This window comes from Paraburkholderia sp. BL23I1N1 (assembly GCF_003610295.1).
Lineage (GTDB): Bacteria > Pseudomonadota > Gammaproteobacteria > Burkholderiales > Burkholderiaceae > Paraburkholderia.
This window is the reverse complement of sequence record NZ_RAPV01000001.1, coordinates 4,530,272-4,547,932: the sequence shown is the minus strand read 5'-3', so window position 1 is coordinate 4,547,932 and position 17,661 is coordinate 4,530,272. Positions and strand designations below refer to the sequence as shown.

The window sequence follows — 17,661 nt, the reverse complement described above, 5'->3', positions numbered from 1 at the left end:
ACCGTACTGCATTACGTCTGGCAATCTCACTCTGCCTGCGGTGTCGCGCGAATTCTGGCGACGCTCGCCGTGACGTCCTGCCATGCCGGCTTACCGCCGGCAAATTGCTGACGCAGGTATGACACGAGCTCGGCGACCTGGGCATCGTTGAAACTGTCGCGATAAGCCGGCATCGTACCGAGTTCGGGGCGCGCAGGCGAGCCGATCCCATCGAGAATCACGCGAATCAGATTATCGGGCGTCGTGCTGTGCAGATTCGTGTTAAGCGCCAGCGAGGGATGCGCGCCAAACAATTGCGGCCCGCTGCCCGTGTGATGACAGGCCGCACACGCGCCGTCGAAAAGACGTGCACCAAGGCCGGTCGCCGTACCCGTCATCGTGCTGGCCTGCTCGTATTGACGCGCCATCGCCACAGGATCCGCGTTGGCTTCAAGAGGATTCAACGACGCCAGATACGCGGCCATCGCGCGAATATCGCTGTCGGGCAATGCCGTCAGATCGCTGACCACCGGCGCCATCGGCCCGGCTGCGACGCCATGCAGCGGCGCGTGACCGTAGCGCAGATAGCTGAACAGTTCGTCTTCGCTCCAGGGCACGGGCGCGTTGGAAAGCGTCGACAGCGCGGGCGCTTCCCATCCTTCCGCCATGCCGCCACCCATGAAGACCGAGCCGGTTTTCTCGGCGCCGAACGCATTGCGCGGGGTATGGCATGCGCTGCAATGGCCGAGGCCGTTCACGAGATACGCCCCGCGATTCCATTGCGCACTTTGCGTGGCACTGGCTGCAAATGTATTGCGCCCGAGAAACAGCCCGTTCCATGCGGCCATCAACGGACGCACGCTGAACGGATAGGCCAGCTTCGTTTCCGGCGGACGGGAGCGCACCGGCGTCTGCGCCATCAGGTACGCGTAGAGCGCTTTCAGATCGTCGTTGGAGGTGTTTTTGAACGACGTGTACGGGAACGCGGGATACAGACGATGCCCGTCGCGGCTGATCCCCTGGCGCATCGCCCGCACGAATGCGTCGAGCGACCATGTGCCGATGCCCGTCTGTCCGTCCGGCGTGATGTTGGTGCTGTAGACGGTGCCGAATGGCGTATCGAGCGGCTTACCGCCCGCGTTCGGCACGCCGTTGTGCGCGGTATGGCAAACCGCGCAATTGCCCAGTGACGCAAGCAGTTTGCCGCGCGCCACCAGGTCGGGCGCGAACGCGCTCGCGAGCGGTGGCGTAAGGGGTGCAATGGCGTGTGGCGTCATCGCTAATGCACCGAGCCAGCCGGCCGCGCCCGCGGCGATTACACCGAGAAAACCGAGCCGCCGGCGCCTCTTCTTGCGTGCCGCCGCTTCATCCGCTTGCGCATCGGCGAGCGCGGCGCGAATCGTCTCGGGCGTGAACGGCGGCCTGCGAAAACGCACACCTGTGGCGTCGTACAACGCGTTGGCGATTGCCGCCGCGCCCGGCAGCGAAGCCGATTCGCCCGTGCCCATCGGCGGCTCGCCGTGGCGCGGCATCATCACCACGTCGATCACCGGCACTTCACGGAAAGTCAGGATCGGATATGCCCCCCACTCCTGGCTCGTCACCGCGTTCTCGCCGAACGTCACGCGTTCTTTCAGCGCGCGGCTGGTGGCCTGGATCACATTGCCGTGTATCTGGTGACGCACGCCGTCAGGATTCACCATGGTGCCGGTGTCCTGCCCGACCACCACGCGCGTCACGGCAAGCTCGCCGCTCTTGCGATTGACCTCGACGTCAGCCACCCACGCGGACCACGCCGCGCCGAAGCCGGGAAATTTGCTGTGCACGTAGCGGGCGTAGGCGAAGCCTCTGCCGCGCGCAACATCGCCCTCTTCCTGAGCTTCTTTCAAAGCGGTTGTACGCAGTTGCCAGTCTGCTTTCTCCGCGACCGCCTTGACGAGATCGATCGCGCGCGGATCAGTGAGATGCTTCAGCCGAAACTCGACGGGATCGACGCCCGCTTCTGCCGCGAGTTCGTCGATGAAAGACTCATGCGCGAAGGTGTTCGGCAAGGCGGAAACGCCCCGCAACCACGACGCTCGCACAATCGGTGGCGTGTCGTCGCAGACGATACGCATGGTCCGGTAGTCGTACGGCGGCACAGACGTGCGGTCGCCCATTTCGAATACCTGCGGCTCCGCGGATACGGTTCCGGTAAGAAGCAACGCTAACGTGGGGGCGTCGTTCGATGGATAGCGCGTCGCGAAGTCGTATGCGGCGAGTCCGCCTTCTGCATCTAATGCACCGCGCACGTCCATCAATTGCGCAGCGCCTTTGGGCTCCCATGCATGCTCGTCTTCGCGAGATAACTGCACGCGCACCGGACTGCCGGTTGCGCGCGATAGCAGCGCGGCGTCGGCGGCGACATCGTCCGCGCAATTGCGGCCGTAGCAACCTGCCGCTTCCATACGCACGATTTCGATGTTCGATTCATCCAGCGCCATCAGCAAGGCGAGATCGGCACGCAACGAATGGGGATTCTGCGTGCCCGACCAAACCTTCAGCTTCGCCTCCCGGTAGTCGGCCACCGCGCACGAGGGTCCAATCGACGCGTGCATCTGAAACGGCCATACGTAGGTGCGTTCCAGCGTTCGAGACGCGTCTTCTGCGAGTGCCGCGTCGATATCGCCCTCGATCACCAGGTCGCGTCGTTTGGCCGGATTGGCTCTGAGTGCAGCTTCCACTTCCTCGCTGGTTTCGAGCGGCGGCAAACCCTCTACCGCCTTCCACTGCACATTCAAGCGCTTCACCGCTTGTTGCGCGATCTCTTCGCGCTCCGCCACGATGCCGACAAAATCGCGGATCACCACCACCTTGACGATGCCGGGCAAGTCGCTGACAGAATTCTCGTCGACGTGAAGCAGGCTATTGCCGATGAACTCACCCTGCGCGACACCCGCATAAGGCGGCCGTACCACGCGGCCGTGCAACATGCCCGGCACGCGTACGTCATGTACGAAACTCAATTCGCCCGTGGCCTTCGCGGGGATATCGACGCGCGGCGAGCTCTTGCCGACGATCTTGTACGTATCGGGCGATTTCAGCGGCGCATCGGTGGCGAGCGTCAATTCAACTCGCCGTCCAGTGATCAGTTCGCCGTAGCCGATACCCTGGGTGCTGCCGCCGTCGCGCGGAAAAACCACACCGTCGCGCACATCGAGATTGTCGGCACTCACGTTCAAGCGTCGCGCTGCTTCCTCCAGCAGAAACTGCCGCGCCTGCGCCGCCGCGTGCCGCAACGGCACCGCCGAAATCTGGATCGTGGCGCTCGCAATCGTGGGACCCTGATTCGGCGCTTCGTTCGTGTGCCCGAGCACGATCGAGACACGCGTCAACGGCACGTCGAGTTCTTCCGCGACGATCTGCGCAAGCGCCGTGCCGATGCCGGTCCCGAGATCGACATGCCCGTTGAACGCGACCACCGTGCCGTCGTCGCGCACCACGAGGAACATGTCGGCTTCCGTCGGCACGAACGAAGACCGCGACCCCGGCTGTCCAATCGCCGCTCGCACCGGCGCCTGCGGCGGCCGCGTGACGATCAGCACATTCTGCGCGTCATAGAGCTGCCGTCGCGACAGCGGCGCGGCCCGGCGATCGACACTGAAATCCGGCCCGGTCATGCACACGCTCCCTGATCCAGCGCCGGTTGCTCGGCGAGCAAAACGGCCGCGCGCTGCACCGCGCGCACGATCTCGACATGCGTACCGCAGCGACAGAGGTTGCGCGACAATTCCCGCCGAATCGTCTCGACACCCGGATGCGGATCGCGATCGAGCAACGCTTTGGCGGTCATGATCATGCCGTTCAGGCAATAGCCGCACTGCGCGGCCTGTTCTTCGATAAAAGCCTGCTGCACGGGATGCAGCGCGGCACGCGTACCCAGTCCTTCGAGCGTGGTGATCTCACGCCCTAACGCAACCTTCGCGGTCGTCACGCATGAACGCGTAGGGATGCCGTCGAGCAATACGGTACACGCACCGCATTCGCCGAGACCGCAGCCGAACTTCGGACCGTTCAACGCGAGGTCGTTACGCAGCAGATAGAGCAGCGGCGTATCGGCAGCGGCGCTGACAGCATGCGTCGCGCCGTTGACGTGCAGCGTAAGAGGCGCCGGGCGGTTCATGACAATGCCGGCCACGCCGTGCGGCGCGCGCTCAAAGCACCACCGGCACTTCGGTTGCCGGTGGGGTATTGCGGCTGCGCCGGCAGCGGATCAAACCATCGATCATCACCATGCCGACGCCGGGAATGTCGCCGAGCTGCACGCTTTCCAGCAGCGTGTCGGCCGCCGTATGCTGCGCGCGGTCCATGAAGACGAGGTCGGCAGGACGGCCCACTTCGATCAGCCCTTGCCGCAGATTGCGTTGCCGCGCGGTGTTGCCGGTCGCGAAACAGAAGGCGATTTCAGCAGGAATATCCGCGAGACTGGAGATCAGCGCGATCATCCGCAGAATGCCGAGCGGCTGCACGCCGGAACCCGCCGGGCTATCGGTGCCGAGAATGATCCGATGCGGGCATTTCAATTCGATCGCGTGACGCGCGGTGAGCAAAGCGATCCGCTCGTTGCCGTTGTGGACGATCTCCAGCGCGCGGCTCGATTGCTCGCATAGATCGCAGACATGCCGATAGGAAAGCGACGTATGCCCACCGTTGATGTGGCCGATCACGTCCGCGTCAGCCGCAAGCACCACGTCCCGATCGATCAGACCCGAGCCCGGAATCGACGGTCCTCCCGTGTGAATCGTGCTTTGAATACCATACTTGCGCGCCCACGCGACCATTTGCCCCGCTTCCTCACCACCCTTCACGCTGCCGAGGCCCACTTCGCCGAGCAGCTTTACGCCCGCCTCCGAGAGCTCCTTGAAGTCCTCTTCGACCATGCCCTTCTCGATCACCGGCGCACCCGCCATGACTTTCACGCCGCCGCCGACACCCGCGCCACGCATCCCTTCGAACGAGCGTTGAGCGGTAATCGCGAGTGCCTTGACGCCGAGCACGTCTTTCGGACGACCAGGCAAATGCACTTCGCCCGCCGAAATCATGGTCGTCACGCCGCCGTTCAGATTCGATTCGATCCAGCCCATCTGATTCTGCCGCGGCGTCCAGTCGCCGAACACCGGATGCACGTGGGAGTCGATCAGGCCCGGCGCGACCGTGGTGCCTTTGCAATCGACCGTAGTCCGCGCGCCTTCGAGGTCGCAATCTTTCTCGCGGCCGAGCGCGACGATCACGCCGTCGTCGATCACCAGCGTGTCCGCGTCGAGAATCGGCTGGTCGATATCGCCGGATAACAGCAGACCAATGTTCGTTACGGCGACCTTGCCCGACAAGCCTGTCAACGTCTCTGCTGCCATCTGCTTCTCCTTGTGCAACGATTCACAACGGTTCGCAACGACTGCCCGGCGCAGCGCGCGTGCATACCCTGCACGCCTTGTGCCGATGAGCTCACACGCTCAGATAAGCGCGCCTCACTGTTTCGTTCTTCGCGAGTTCACCGATCGTGCCGCTGAAGCGAATCTGTCCTTTTTCGAGGACGTACGCGCGGTCGCTGACCAGCTCGGCGAAGTGCAGATTCTGTTCGGACAACAGAATTGACAGCCCTTCACGCTTGAGTTCGAGAATCATGTTCGCCATCTGTTCGACGATCACAGGTGCGACGCCCTCGGACGGTTCGTCGAGCAGCACCAGGTACGGATTGCCCATCAACGTGCGTGAAACCGTGAGCATCTGCTGCTCGCCGCCGCTCATCTGGCCGCCTGGGCGTTTCGGCATTTCGCCGAGATTGGGGAACAGGCGGAACAGTTTTTCCGGCGTCCATTGCGGCGCGCCTTCGCGTGGTGGTTGACGGCCTGTATCGAGGTTTTCCATTACCGTCAGATCCGAGAACACCCGGCGGTCTTCGGGGACAAAACCCATGCCCATCCGAGCGATGCGATACGGCGGCAACGCCGTGATGTTTTGCCCGCGAAAGCGCACTTCGCCCTGGCGGCGCGGCAGCAGACCCATTACCGCTTTCATCGTTGTCGATTTGCCCGCGCCGTTGCGGCCCATCAGCGCAACCACTTCGCCGCGGCCGACTTCGAGGCCCACGTCGAACAGAATGTGCGCGCGGCCATAGAACGCATTGAGGCCGGAGACTTTCAGCATCGGCTCGCTCATTGCAGCGCCCCTTGTCCTAGATGGCCGCCGGCCGCTTCATGCAGCGGCGCGTGTGGCTGGAAGGTCTTGCCCGTGCCGAAATAGACTTCCTGCACGCGTGCGTCGTTGCGGATCGTTTCGGCGTCGCCCTCCGCGATCAGCTTGCCGCGCGCGAGCACGATCATGCGATCGGCGTACGCGAATACAACGTCCATGCTGTGCTCGGTAAATAACACGCCGATTTTGTGCTCCATGACGAGACGCTTGGTCAGCGCCATCAGATCGTTGCGCTCCTTTGGCGCCATGCCGGCAGTAGGTTCGTCCATCAGCAGCAGCTTGGGGCGGTTCGCCAGCGCGATAGCGAGTTCGACGCGTTTAACGTCACCGTAGGCGAGCACGCCGCAGGCGCGGTTCGCGTCGGCGCCCATGCCAACCTGTTCGAGCAGCGTCATGGCTTCATCGGCGTAGCGCGAGCCTGCGGGTTTCCACAGGCCGAACGTCTTGCGTTCGCGCGAGACGAGCGCCATCTGCACGTTCTCGAGCACGGTCATCGAATTGAAGGTCGCGGCAATCTGGAACGTGCGGCCGACACCCAGCCGCCAGATATCGCGCGGCTGCATGCCGACCAGCTCATGATCGTCGAGGCGAATCGAACCGGACGACGGCCGCAGTTGCCCGTTGACCATGTTGAAGCAGGTCGACTTGCCTGCGCCATTCGGACCGAGCAATGCCAGCAGTTGACCGGCTTCGAGATCGAAGGAAACGTCGTCGACCGCTTTCAATCCGCCGAACGATTTGGAGAGGCCGGATACGCGCAGCAAGCTCATAGCCCCTCCTTGATCGCCGCACCTTGCGATGGCGCTGCGGAACGCTCTTCGGCCTTATCCACCGTATCGTCGCCAAAACGCTCACGAATGAAACCGACGATACCCTGCGGAAACGCAATCACCAGCAGCAGGATCGCGAACCCCAGCAACGCCTGCCAATAATCGGTTTGCCGCGCAACGGTGTCCTGCAGCCAGGTGAACACGGCGGCGCCGACGATCGGGCCCGTCAAGGTTTGCAAGCCGCCAAGCAGCACCATCACGAGGCCATCCACCGAGCGGCTCACGCTGATCACTTCCGGTGAAATCGTCCCCTTGGAGAAGGCATAAAGCGATCCGGCGAGTCCGCAAAATAGCGACGCGACGACGAACGCCGCCCACTGCACGCGTTTCACGTCGATGCCGATTGCCTCGGCGCGCAGCACCGAATCGCGCGACGCCCGCATCGCATAACCCAGCGGCGAGAACAGCATCTTGCGCAGCAGCCACACTCCCAGCACCGCACAGGCGAGCGTCAGATAGTAAAAAGCCACCGGCGAGGACAACCAGTTCGACGGCCACAAGCCGAGAATGCCGTTACTGCCGCCCGTCACGTCGTCCCACTGGAACACGACCGACCAGACGATCTGCGCGAACGCGAGCGTCAGCATCGCGAGGTAGACGCCTGAGAGGCGCACGCAAAACCAGCCGAACACAATCGCGCCCGCCACCGCGAGCAAGGGGCCGAGCAGCAGCGCGGCTTCCATCGGCAGATTCAGCACTTTGAGGAACAACGCGGCGCCGTATGCGCCCAGGCCGAAATACGCGGCGTGGCCAAATGAATGCATGCCGCCGGGGCCCATGATGAAATGCAGACTCGTTGCGAACAACACGGCGATCAGGATTTCAACCAGCAGCACCGGCATGTAGGGAAATGCGTTGGCCGCCAGCGGCGCGAGTATCAGCACCAGCAACGCGATGGCCGCCAACCACTTCAGGCGCTTGCCTGCAGGCCTCAATGGCGCTTCAGGCGCCGCCACGCCACGCACCGCGGCACTCGCCTTCCCTAGCAAACCCCAGGGCCGCACCACCAGTACCACCGCCATCACCACGAATTCCGCGACGAGCGTAAAGCGGCTCAACGACAGATCGATACCGAACACCGACACATGGCCGATGCCGATGCACAGCGCCTTGATCTCGGCGATTAGTAAGGCCGCGACGAATGCGCCCGGAATCGACCCCATGCCGCCGACCACGACGACCACGAACGCATTGCCGATGGTCTCCAGATCCAGCGAGAGATTCGCCGACATCCGCGGCCCTTGCAGCGCGCCACCCAGGCCGGCGAGAAATGCGCCGACGAAAAAAACACCGGTAAACAGCCACGCCTGATTGATGCCGAGCGCGCCGAGCATCTCGCGATCCTGCGTCGCGGCGCGCACCAGCGTGCCCCAGCGCGTGCGCGTCAACGCATACCAGAGCAGCAGCAACACCACCGGCGCGATCACGATCAGCGCGATATCGTAGGTCGGTAGCGGATGGCCGAGGAAATCGACCGCGCCTGCCAGATGCGGCGCGCGAGGTCCGAAGAGATCTTCCGGACCCCACAGCCACAGCGCGGCATCGCGAAAGATCAGCACGAGCGCGAAGGTGGCCAGCAGGTGAAACAACTCGGGGGCCTGGTAGATACGCCGCAACACGATCATTTCGACCAGCGCGCCCAGCACCGCGACCACCAGGGCAGCCGCCAACACCGAGAGCCAGAAGCCGCCCGCCGTATGACCGAAACGGCTCGCGATGCTATACGCGACATAGATGCCGAACATATAGAACGAACCGTGGGCGAAGTTGACGATGCGCGTCACGCCAAAGATCAACGACAAACCGGCGGCGACGAGAAACAGCGTCGACGCGTCGGCGAGTCCGTTGACCAGCTGTACCAGCAAATTCGAAAACATCGCGACCCTTAAGATGACTCAGCGCAAACCGTCTTCGCCCTTGATTTCACTCACCTGCAAGCCGCCGATGCGCGGCAGCGGCCGGCCCGAAGCCGTCACCGCAACGGCCACGACGATTTCGTTCGCACGCGGCGCGTCCGACACCCGCGCCTCGATCGCGTCGAAATGGCTGCGCACGAAGGCGGCGTCCTTGTGGCCCAGCGGCACGTCGATTGCAGTGCCGAGCGTACCCATTTTTTTCGCCGATGGCACCAGCGCCGCGCCCTTTTCGACCGCGACCCGCAGCGGAGCGCCGAGCTTGGGATGCAGGATCGCGGCCGCATGTTCGAGCTCGCCCGCTTCGCCGACGATCGCCGCCTTGCCGTAGCTTTGCGCTTCGCCCGGTTTGATGCCTAACGCCTCGACGCACTTATTGCCGAGCAACGCGCCGAGTTCCTCGCCGGCTTCGATCAACGCGTCCAGCGTGGGTTCGTAGCGGCCCGCGTACGGATTATCGATCACCGCAATCGCGACTGCACGGCGTGACGGCGGCTCGACGGCCTGCCCCATTTCAATGCGTGTTTCATCGACCTGTACGACGAGCTTGCGAAGCTTGATTGCCATGTCACTCTCCGGGTTTCGATGCGTGTTCTGCCTGTTGCTTCGGCTTTTTGCTTCAGCGCATTGCGTGGATCAAACGCCGCTCAACGCAGACCGTCCTTGCCCACAATCGCCTCTTTCGCAAGCCCGCCGACACGCGCATGCACGCGCTGTCCGGTGCTCATCACGAGGATAACCACCAGTTCGTCCGCAGCGGGCGCACCGGGCACCCGCACTTCGATCGCGTCGAAATGGCTGCGCACGTAGCTCGCGTTGACATGGGTCAGTGGCACGTCGAGCGCGGTGGAAGGCGCGCCGACTTTCTTGGTCGACGGCACGATTGCGTTGGTCGGCACGCCGTTTTTCTCCAGCAATTCGCGCATCGCATAGCCACCGGGGACATGCCACAACGCGCCGTGCTCGAGTTCGCCACGCGAGCCGACGATTGCACCCTTGCCGTAGCTTTCGATCGACGCGTGCGGCACGGCCATCGCCGCCAGCAGCCGCTGCGCCATGTCGAGGCCGATTGGCTTGAGCGCTTCCATCGCGTGCTCGATTCTAGCTTCGTAGCGGCCGGCGAACGGATTCGTCATTACCGCGGCAATCGCGCCGCGCCGCAACGGCTGTGCGGGCGCGGGACCGAACTCGTGGAAAATGTCTTCGACGTGCGTCAGCACGCGGCGTATTTCGAACACGGAGCCTCCGTTGTTATTTCAGCGCGATTCCTGAATAACGCGCCATTGCGATGCGTATCGGTCACACGTGCCCGCCCTTGCAAGAACAGCGCGGCACCTTCGATCAAGCCTTGTTCCTGCAAACGTCGCGCTGCCTCGACGCCGCGCGCGAGCGCGAAATCGATCGACGGTTGCGGCAAGGACGGCACGTCGACCGTCACGAGCATGTCGCCCAGATCGCTATCGTCCTTCAGCGACGAAGCCGGCCTGCGCACAATGCCCGCATGGTCGAGATTGACGGCGTTGGCGATCATCGTCGCGGCGGCATCGGCGGTGGCGGCGTTGCGGGCGAGCACCGTCACGCTGTCGGCAATGCCGAGGCTAAAGCTGCGCCCACGCCAGCCGCTTGTCGCGACGCCGCGAATCGGCATGGCGGCGTCGAGCGTCAGGTTTGCGTCTAGCGCTTGATCGCCTGACAGCGTCGTACCGGAGAACGTCGCCAGATCGGCGAACACGCCGACGCGGTATTGTTGCCCTTCGCTCAGATAGAGCGCGATGTCGCCGCAGTTGTTGATGAAGGCGCGCGCTATGCCTTCACCTGCGAACGCCGTGATCAATTCATCCGCGACACTGCCTGCAACCGCCGCCATCGGCGTGATGTAGCGTGCGCGGTGAGGATGGCAGGCGCTCCACATGCGGCGCGCAACGGAGCCGTTCAGCACGTTGTCGCCATGCGCCGCGTCGCTCGGCACTGGCTGCCGCAGCAGCTTCAACTCGCCGACCAACTCAGGCAACACGTCTACAAAACGCGCCCAGCACGCCTCGTACGCGGCCTGCACCGCCGAGGGTTCGCCGTCCGCGCTGAGGATCAGATCGATCGGACCATGCTGCCAATGCCAGCGGGCCGCGTCGAGTTGGGTGCGGGTTGCGTTCATCGGGTTCGTTGCGTTGTGTTGATTGCGTTCGTTGCGTTCGTTGCACCGGTCATGTTATCGCTGTTAGCCAGGCATCCGCGGCATGGCGGGCGGCCACGGGTTGTCGGGATTACGCGCCAATGTTCTGCGCGCGAGCGGCGCCCCTTCCGTATGCTCGGGCCCGTTCGCCAGTACGTTTTCCAGCGAACGCACTGCGTCAAGATGGCCGCCGAGATCGCGATACGCGTCATACGTCATGGTGAATTCGATCGGCGCGACGATCGCGGGCGTCGGCACGGTGCCGAACGATCGATCTGGCATGCGCGAAACATCCACCATTACGGTGATGCCGCCACCCGGCCACACATACGCGGGTGCCCCGCCACATGTTACGTTGACCAGCTTCTGTTTGATGGCGCGTGTGAGCAGGACCGGATTCTCCGTTGCGCCCGCTCGCAAGCTGCCGCCCGCGCCGCCGAGAAACAGCACCGTGGCGAGCGACGGCTCGCAATTTTCGCCGATCCGTTCGACCGTGCGGCGCACAGCATCCGGCATGGCGGCGATGCGCGGCACGAGGTCCTGATCGAGCTCATACCACTGCGCGTGTTCGCCGGTAGTCGACACCATCAGCAAGCGCATACCCGGTTTCGCCACGGCGGGATCGAAGCCTTCGACAATCGCCAGCGGATCCTGAATGTCGGTGCCGCCCCATCCGGTGCCGGGATTCGCGACCTGGAAATAGCGGCCCGGGGTCGATTTGCGTCCGCGAATCTTCAGACCTGAGCGCGTCATGCCGAGGCAGCGGCCTGCCTGGTGTTCAGTGAGCACGCCCGTGATGTGATCGTCGACCACCACCACTTCGTCGGCGTGACCGAACCATTGCTTGGCGAAGATACCGATGGTGGCGGACCCGCAGCCCACCCGCATACGCTGCTCTTCGACGCCGTCGACAATCGGCGCCGCGCCCGCGCGAATCACCAAACTTGCGCCGCCGTCGATGCTCAACTCCACCGCTTCCTTGTTGCCGAGCGCGAGCATCATGTCGCACGTCACGCGGCCTTCTTTCTTGCTGCCGCCAGTCAGATGATGCACGCCGCCGAGGCTCAGCATCTGCGAGCCATACTCCGCCGTGGTCACATGCCCGACGATCTCGCCCTGGCAACGCACGTTCGATTGCTCCGGCCCGAGAAAGCGGTCGGTATCGATCTTCACCTTGAAACTGCAATAGCTGAAAATACCCTCGGTCACGACCGTGATCATGTCGACGTCGTCGAGCTTCGAGGCAACAATGAAAGGCGCGGGCTTGTAGTCAGGATACGTGGACGATGCACCAATGCCGGTCACGAAGAGCGCCTGTTCCGAGGCAAGATCGCGTGCTTCGGACGACGCACCAAATTCGACCGTGGCATCCACAGCGCTCGTGCCCGCTTCGGGTAAAGCCGCGCGCGACAGAAACACCACAGGGTCGACGCGAATCAGCCGCCCATCCGCATTCGCATAACGATCGCATGCGCCCGTGCGGCCCTCCGATATCTGGCACAACACCGGGCACGCATTGCATTCGATCTTGTTCGACGCCATCCGCTCGCTGCGCGGCGCCGCTTTCTCGAGCACGGTCGGACCGGGTGTCGAGGCGGTTTCGCCGTCGACGCTCTCTGCACCGAAATCGACCTTCGTATGTTCTGTCATGGTGGGGTTCCCATACGACGACATTACAATCGGTCCTGCCCGGCTGACGAATAGCCCCTGTTTAAAGTGACTTTCGCGTGACCCGCGTTCTTCCATGTTGCGGTCACTCACCGTTCGTGTAGTATTTGCTAAACCAAACTTGCTTGAAATCTACTCGATCAAAATAGACTGCGCAATGAGTTTCCCAGCGGAGATCGGGATGCTGCGGCGCGGCATCGCCGAATGAATCTCGATTCAATCTACGCCGAAGCACGTTATCGCGCAGGGCATTTCGTCGCGCGTAATATGGGCTGTATGATGAAGTCGCGCCATGCTGAAGCGTACCTGTGCACCCTAAGCGCACCTAAGCGGCTACGGCGCATGCCGTTCAACCCGACGCTAACAAAGAGATCCGAGACCGCCATGAGTCCCACTGCCGCCCGCAAGCCGGGCGCTATCGGCATCCGAGCGAAGCAGGCACAAGATACGCGCGCCAAGATTCTCAAAGCGGCCATCAAGGTCTTTGCAAAGCAGGGCTTTGCAAGCGGCCGAGTCGAAAGTATTTCGAAGGCCGCGCGTTCGCACGACCGGATGATCTATTACTACTTCGGCAGCAAGGAACAATTATTTGTCGAAGTTCTGGAGACGATCTACGCGCAGTTCAACGAGGCCGAAAGCAAGCTCGATCTCGACCTGGACGATCCCGCGCATGGCCTCGAGCAAATGGTCGAATTCGTCTGGCAGTACTACCTCGATCATCCCGAGTTCGTCACGCTGCTGTCGAGCGAAAATCTGCACCAGGGCAAACACGCGAAGAAATCGTTAAAGCTGAAGGAGATTTCCGGCTATGCGATTTCGGTCGTGCAGAAGCTATTGGACGCAGGTCAGGCGCAAAACGTCTTTCGTGCGGACGTCAAGGCGCGTGACGTGTACCTGATGATCGCGTCGCTCGGTTATTTCTATAACGCCAATCAGTACACGTTGGGTGCGTTTCTCGGTGAAGCGCTGATGGACAAGGCCGCACTCGCGCATTGGCGCGAGGTCATCAAGGATACGGTGTTGCGCGCGGTGCGCTTGCAGTTGCCGGCGGAAACCGCAGTGATGAACGAGAGCAGGATTGCCTGAAGAGCGGTTTGTCTGACGTACGCTTCAGGCTTTGAGCCGCATTGTTGCGGTGGGAGATAGGCGTTGCGGGAACGGCGCCAGGGCTTGGTGCGCCGGCGAGTGCCGCGTCCGTATTGCGGCATCCTTACGGCTTCGCGGCTGCAGCGTCGTCTTCGCGGAACAGCTTATCGGCCAGATGAAACGCCGAGTTGGCCGCCGGCACGCCGCAATAGATCGCGGTTTGCAGCAACACTTCCTTGATCTGCTCGCGCGTCACGTCATTGTTTTTCGCGGCGCGCAAATGCAATGCGAGTTCTTCGCTGCGATTGAGCGCGACCATCATCGCGATGGTCAGCAGGCTGCGCGTGTGACGCGGCAAGCCTTCGCGCGTCCAGATTTCGCCCCACGCGTAGCGGGTAATAAAGTTCTGGAACTCGTCGGTCAACTCAGTGCGATTGGCGAGCGACCGGTCGACGTGCGCGCTGCCCAGCACTGCGCGGCGCACATCAAGTCCGGCTTCGTAGCGGTCTTCGTCGTTCATTTCTGCTCCGTCAGGAAGTCGAGCACCGCCTTCGTGAAGGCCTCGGCTCTTTCGATGTTGGAAATATGCGAGGCCTCCAGTTCGACATAACGCGCGCCCGGAATCGCTTGCGCCAGTTCGCGGCCCTGTGCCGGCGTGGCGGCTAGATCGTGCGTGCCGCTGATCACTAGCGTGGGCACCTTGATGCCGTGGGCTTCGGGGCGCAAATCGGCGGCGTCGATAGCGTCGCAATTCGATGCGTAGCCTTCCTTATCCGTGTGCACGAAGACATCGCGGATCATGGCAAACACCACCGGTTCACGTTCGATAAAGTCGGCGGTGAACCAGCGCGGCAAGACCACGTCCGCCAGCGCGAACATACCTTCCGTGCGCGCCCTCGCGGCGCGCGGCACCCACACTTCCGGTGAACCGATGCGCGCCGCCGTATTGCACAAAACAACGCGTTCGAGACGATTCGCATGACGCGCGGCCAACGCGACACCGGTCAAGCCGCCCATCGAGAGACCGCAGAAATTCGCGCGAGCGATCTTCAGCGTGTCCATCAGACCGAGCACGTCGCCGGCCAGTTTTTCGATCGTGTACGGACCTTTCGGCGCTTCGGAATGACCATGGCCGCGCGTGTCGTAGCGCAGCACGCGGAAGTGTTTGGACAACGCCGCGACCTGCGGCGTCCACATCGACAGATCGCTGCCGAGCGAATTCGACAACACGATCCACGGTGCATTGCCGTGACGGTCACCGTCGATTCGATAATGAAGCTCGGTACCGTTGACTGCGGCGTAGGGCATGCCGGTTACTCCTTGGAAGTAGCGCGCTGGGCGCGCGCGTGATGAAGTGCCAGCGCGGCGTCCACATAAGCGTGCGCCTGGCCGACGTATTGAGCGGGATCGAGCAGTTGCTTCAGGCGCTCGATCGAAAGATGTTCGGTTACGGCGGGGTCCGCCGAGAGCACGTCGAAGAGCGTCTTGCGCTCGGCGATGGCCGCTTTCGATGCGCGCTCGACCAGAAGATGCGCGTCGAGCCGGCCGATGCTGTCGCCAAGCGCGAGCATCACCGCTTCGCCGAGAATCAAGCCGTGCGTAACGTCGAGATTGGCGGCGAGACGCGGCACATTCACGTTGAGCCCCACGGCAATCTGTTCGATGTTGGCGAGCGCGCCGCCTGCGAGGCGCGCGAGATCCGGCAGCGCGTCCCACTCGGCTTGCCAGCCGCCGAGCGCGCGCTCGTGCTCCTGCACCATGCCGGCGAATACCGTGGCCACGAGCCCCGGCGCGCGCGTCGCGGCCGTCAGCACCGCGGCGCAGCCGACCGGGTTGCGCTTGTGCGGCATTGTCGACGAACCGCCCTTGCCTGCTGCGGCGGGTTCGGCCAGTTCGTCGATTTCGGTTTGCATCTGCAAGGAGATATCGCGCGCGATTTTGCCGAGTGTGCCGATCAGCATGCCGAATAACGACGCAGTTTCGGCGATGCGATCGCGTTGCGTATGCCACGGCAAGGTGGGCACAGCGAGCCTGAGTTCTTGCGCCAGCGATTGCGTGACTTGCGGCGCCGCGTCACGCAGGCTCGCCAGCGTGCCGGCCGCGCCGCCGAATTGCAGCACCAGCACGCGCGTGCGCAGCGCATCGAGCCGCTCGCGATGACGCAACAACGCGTCGAGCCACTGCGCGAATTTCAGGCCGAGCGTGATGGGCAACGCCTGCTGCAACCAGGTGCGGCCGATCATCGGCGTCGCGCGATGGGTGGCCGCGAGTGTCGCCAGTGCGTCGCACGTGGCTTGCAGGCCGCTGTCGAGCAGATCGAAGGTGTCGCGCAATTGCAGTACCGTCGCCATATCGATGATGTCCTGACTCGTCGCGCCCCAATGCACGTACTTCGACGCTTCCGCATCCGCCGCTTTGACGCGCGCGGTGAGTTGCTTGACGAGGGGAATCGCGAGATTGCCGCCGAGCGCCGCGTCGCGCGCAAGTGCGTCGGCGTCGAGTTGATCGGCCTGGCAGGCCCCCTCGATCGCGGCCACGGCGCTGGGCGGAATCACGTTATGGGCAGCCGAAGCACGCGCGAGCGCGGCTTCGACATCGAGCATCCGTTGCAGCGTGGCACGCGGCGCCCAGATGTCGTTCATCGGCTGTGTGCCGCAAAGAAGGCCGGTCAGACGGGCACTGGAGTCGAGCATGGTGGCGTCGTTTTCTAGGGAGACGGAAGAGAAGGTTTCGCCGGGGCGGCCTGGACACGCTGTGAGGCGCACCCAGACGCGCTATCTATTGAGAGCGTACCGCACACGGCGTTGTGGCGCATTGTGCTCCGAACATCGTCGCGACGGCGGGCCGGATGCGCGCGTCTGCCCGCTATATCTGCCCACCGCATCTGCCGTATAGAGCATCTGTGCGCCATTCGCCGTGATGTCCGGTGATACGCAGCAATTCTGCGTCGTGCGCATTCTGGGCGATGACGGCGGAGCGCTGTCGCGGCATGCGCATTCTGGGCAATCACCACGGAACGCTGGCACGGCATGCGCATTTCGCTCGCCGCGCCTGCGTTTCGGCTTTTCCGCGAGACAAGCGCGCAGACACCTGCCTGTCCGGCTGGCCGCCTTTGCTCAGGCCGCGCGAGCCGCTTGCGTGCCGTCGATCAGCGGCACGCCGGTCAGCTTGTGCAGCGCATCGAAGTCGATGTCCGAGAAGATCTCGCGCACGACTAGGCCCTTGTCGGTGACGTCGATCATCGCCAAATCCGTATAGATGCGGTCGACGCAGTTCACGCCCGTGACCGGGTACGTGCATTCCGCGGCGATCTTGCTTTCGCCCTGCTTGGTCAGGTGCTCCATCATGACGTAGACCTGCTTCGCGCCGATGGCGAGATCCATGGCGCCGCCGACTGCCGGAATTGCGTCGGGCGCGCCGGTGTGCCAGTTCGCCAGATCGCCTTTCGCCGACACCTGGAATGCGCCGAGCACGCAGAAATCCAGATGGCCGCCGCGCATCATCGCGAACGAATCCGAGTGGTGGAAGTAGGCGCCGCCCGTGAGCAGCGTGACGTGCTGCTTGCCGGCGTTGATCAGTTCGTCGTCTTCCTCGCCCTTGGCGGGGGCCGGGCCCATGCCGAGCAAGCCGTTTTCGCTGTGCAGGAAGATTTCCTTGTCGGCAGCGAGGTGGTTGGCAACCAGCGTGGGCACGCCGATGCCGAGGTTCACGTAAGCGCCTTCAGGGATATCCTGGGCAACGCGCTTGGCCATTTCATCACGGGTCAGTTTTTTCATGTCGG

Annotated in this window: 15 protein-coding genes; 1 reads left to right on the top strand and 14 read right to left on the bottom strand. The window is 63.2% G+C overall.

What is annotated here, in order from left to right; genetic code table 11:
- Positions 1-26: 26 nt before the first annotated feature.
- From B0G76_RS21275 to B0G76_RS21230, 10 genes are all read right to left on the bottom strand, one after another.
- A complete protein-coding gene (locus tag B0G76_RS21275; RefSeq protein WP_120294301.1) occupies positions 27-3,638 on the bottom strand; it encodes a molybdopterin cofactor-binding domain-containing protein in 3,612 nt (1,203 codons plus the stop codon).
- Entirely contained in the window at positions 3,635-4,141 is a 507-nt protein-coding gene (locus tag B0G76_RS21270; RefSeq protein ID WP_120296632.1) for a (2Fe-2S)-binding protein, read from the bottom strand. Before B0G76_RS21270 ends, B0G76_RS21275 begins: the two co-directional genes overlap by 4 nt.
- A 31-nt stretch (positions 4,142-4,172) precedes the next feature.
- Positions 4,173-5,372: an amidohydrolase family protein gene (locus B0G76_RS21265; protein WP_120294300.1), complete on the bottom strand. Its 1,200-nt coding sequence runs from the start codon at positions 5,370-5,372 to the stop codon at positions 4,173-4,175.
- Between the two features lie 91 nt (positions 5,373-5,463).
- Entirely contained in the window at positions 5,464-6,177 is a 714-nt protein-coding gene (locus B0G76_RS21260; protein ID WP_120294299.1) for an ABC transporter ATP-binding protein, read from the bottom strand.
- Positions 6,174-6,983 (bottom strand): ABC transporter ATP-binding protein, encoded by an 810-nt coding sequence (locus tag B0G76_RS21255; protein ID WP_120294298.1) that lies wholly within the window; start codon positions 6,981-6,983, stop codon positions 6,174-6,176. The genes B0G76_RS21260 and B0G76_RS21255 overlap by 4 nt, the downstream gene beginning before the upstream one ends.
- On the bottom strand, positions 6,980-8,920 hold the full coding sequence (locus B0G76_RS21250) for an ABC transporter permease (protein ID WP_120294297.1): 1,941 nt from the start codon (positions 8,918-8,920) through the stop codon (positions 6,980-6,982). Before B0G76_RS21250 ends, B0G76_RS21255 begins: the two co-directional genes overlap by 4 nt.
- An 18-nt stretch (positions 8,921-8,938) precedes the next feature.
- On the bottom strand, positions 8,939-9,523 hold the full coding sequence (locus B0G76_RS21245) for an amino acid synthesis family protein (protein WP_120294296.1): 585 nt from the start codon (positions 9,521-9,523) through the stop codon (positions 8,939-8,941).
- A gap of 80 nt (positions 9,524-9,603) precedes the next feature.
- Positions 9,604-10,194, bottom strand: a complete 591-nt coding sequence (locus B0G76_RS21240) for an amino acid synthesis family protein (RefSeq protein ID WP_120294295.1) — start codon at positions 10,192-10,194, stop codon at positions 9,604-9,606.
- Positions 10,170-11,108 (bottom strand): UPF0280 family protein, encoded by a 939-nt coding sequence (locus tag B0G76_RS21235; RefSeq protein ID WP_120294294.1) that lies wholly within the window; start codon positions 11,106-11,108, stop codon positions 10,170-10,172. The genes B0G76_RS21240 and B0G76_RS21235 overlap by 25 nt, the downstream gene beginning before the upstream one ends.
- A 63-nt stretch (positions 11,109-11,171) precedes the next feature.
- Positions 11,172-12,776, bottom strand: coding sequence for a 6-hydroxynicotinate reductase (locus B0G76_RS21230; RefSeq protein ID WP_120294293.1), 1,605 nt, complete (start codon positions 12,774-12,776; stop codon positions 11,172-11,174).
- Positions 12,777-13,178: 402 nt separating this feature from the next.
- Here B0G76_RS21230 and B0G76_RS21225 point away from each other — a divergent pair, with 402 nt between their 5' ends.
- Positions 13,179-13,880, top strand: a complete 702-nt coding sequence (locus B0G76_RS21225) for a TetR family transcriptional regulator (protein WP_120296630.1) — start codon at positions 13,179-13,181, stop codon at positions 13,878-13,880.
- Positions 13,881-14,004: 124 nt separating this feature from the next.
- Here B0G76_RS21225 and pcaC read toward each other — a convergent pair whose 3' ends face one another.
- The 4 genes from pcaC to B0G76_RS21205 all read right to left on the bottom strand — a co-directional run bounded on the left by pcaC (position 14,005) and on the right by B0G76_RS21205 (position 17,656).
- Positions 14,005-14,400, bottom strand: a complete 396-nt coding sequence (gene pcaC / locus B0G76_RS21220; RefSeq protein WP_120294292.1) for a 4-carboxymuconolactone decarboxylase — start codon at positions 14,398-14,400, stop codon at positions 14,005-14,007.
- Positions 14,397-15,188, bottom strand: coding sequence for a 3-oxoadipate enol-lactonase (gene pcaD / locus B0G76_RS21215; RefSeq protein ID WP_120294291.1), 792 nt, complete (start codon positions 15,186-15,188; stop codon positions 14,397-14,399). The genes pcaC and pcaD overlap by 4 nt, the downstream gene beginning before the upstream one ends.
- 5 nt (positions 15,189-15,193) lie before the next feature.
- Positions 15,194-16,573: a 3-carboxy-cis,cis-muconate cycloisomerase gene (locus tag B0G76_RS21210; RefSeq protein ID WP_120294290.1), complete on the bottom strand. Its 1,380-nt coding sequence runs from the start codon at positions 16,571-16,573 to the stop codon at positions 15,194-15,196.
- 423 nt (positions 16,574-16,996) lie between these two features.
- Positions 16,997-17,656, bottom strand: coding sequence for a 3-oxoacid CoA-transferase subunit B (locus tag B0G76_RS21205; protein ID WP_120294289.1), 660 nt, complete (start codon positions 17,654-17,656; stop codon positions 16,997-16,999).
- Between the last annotated feature and the right edge of the window lie 5 nt (positions 17,657-17,661).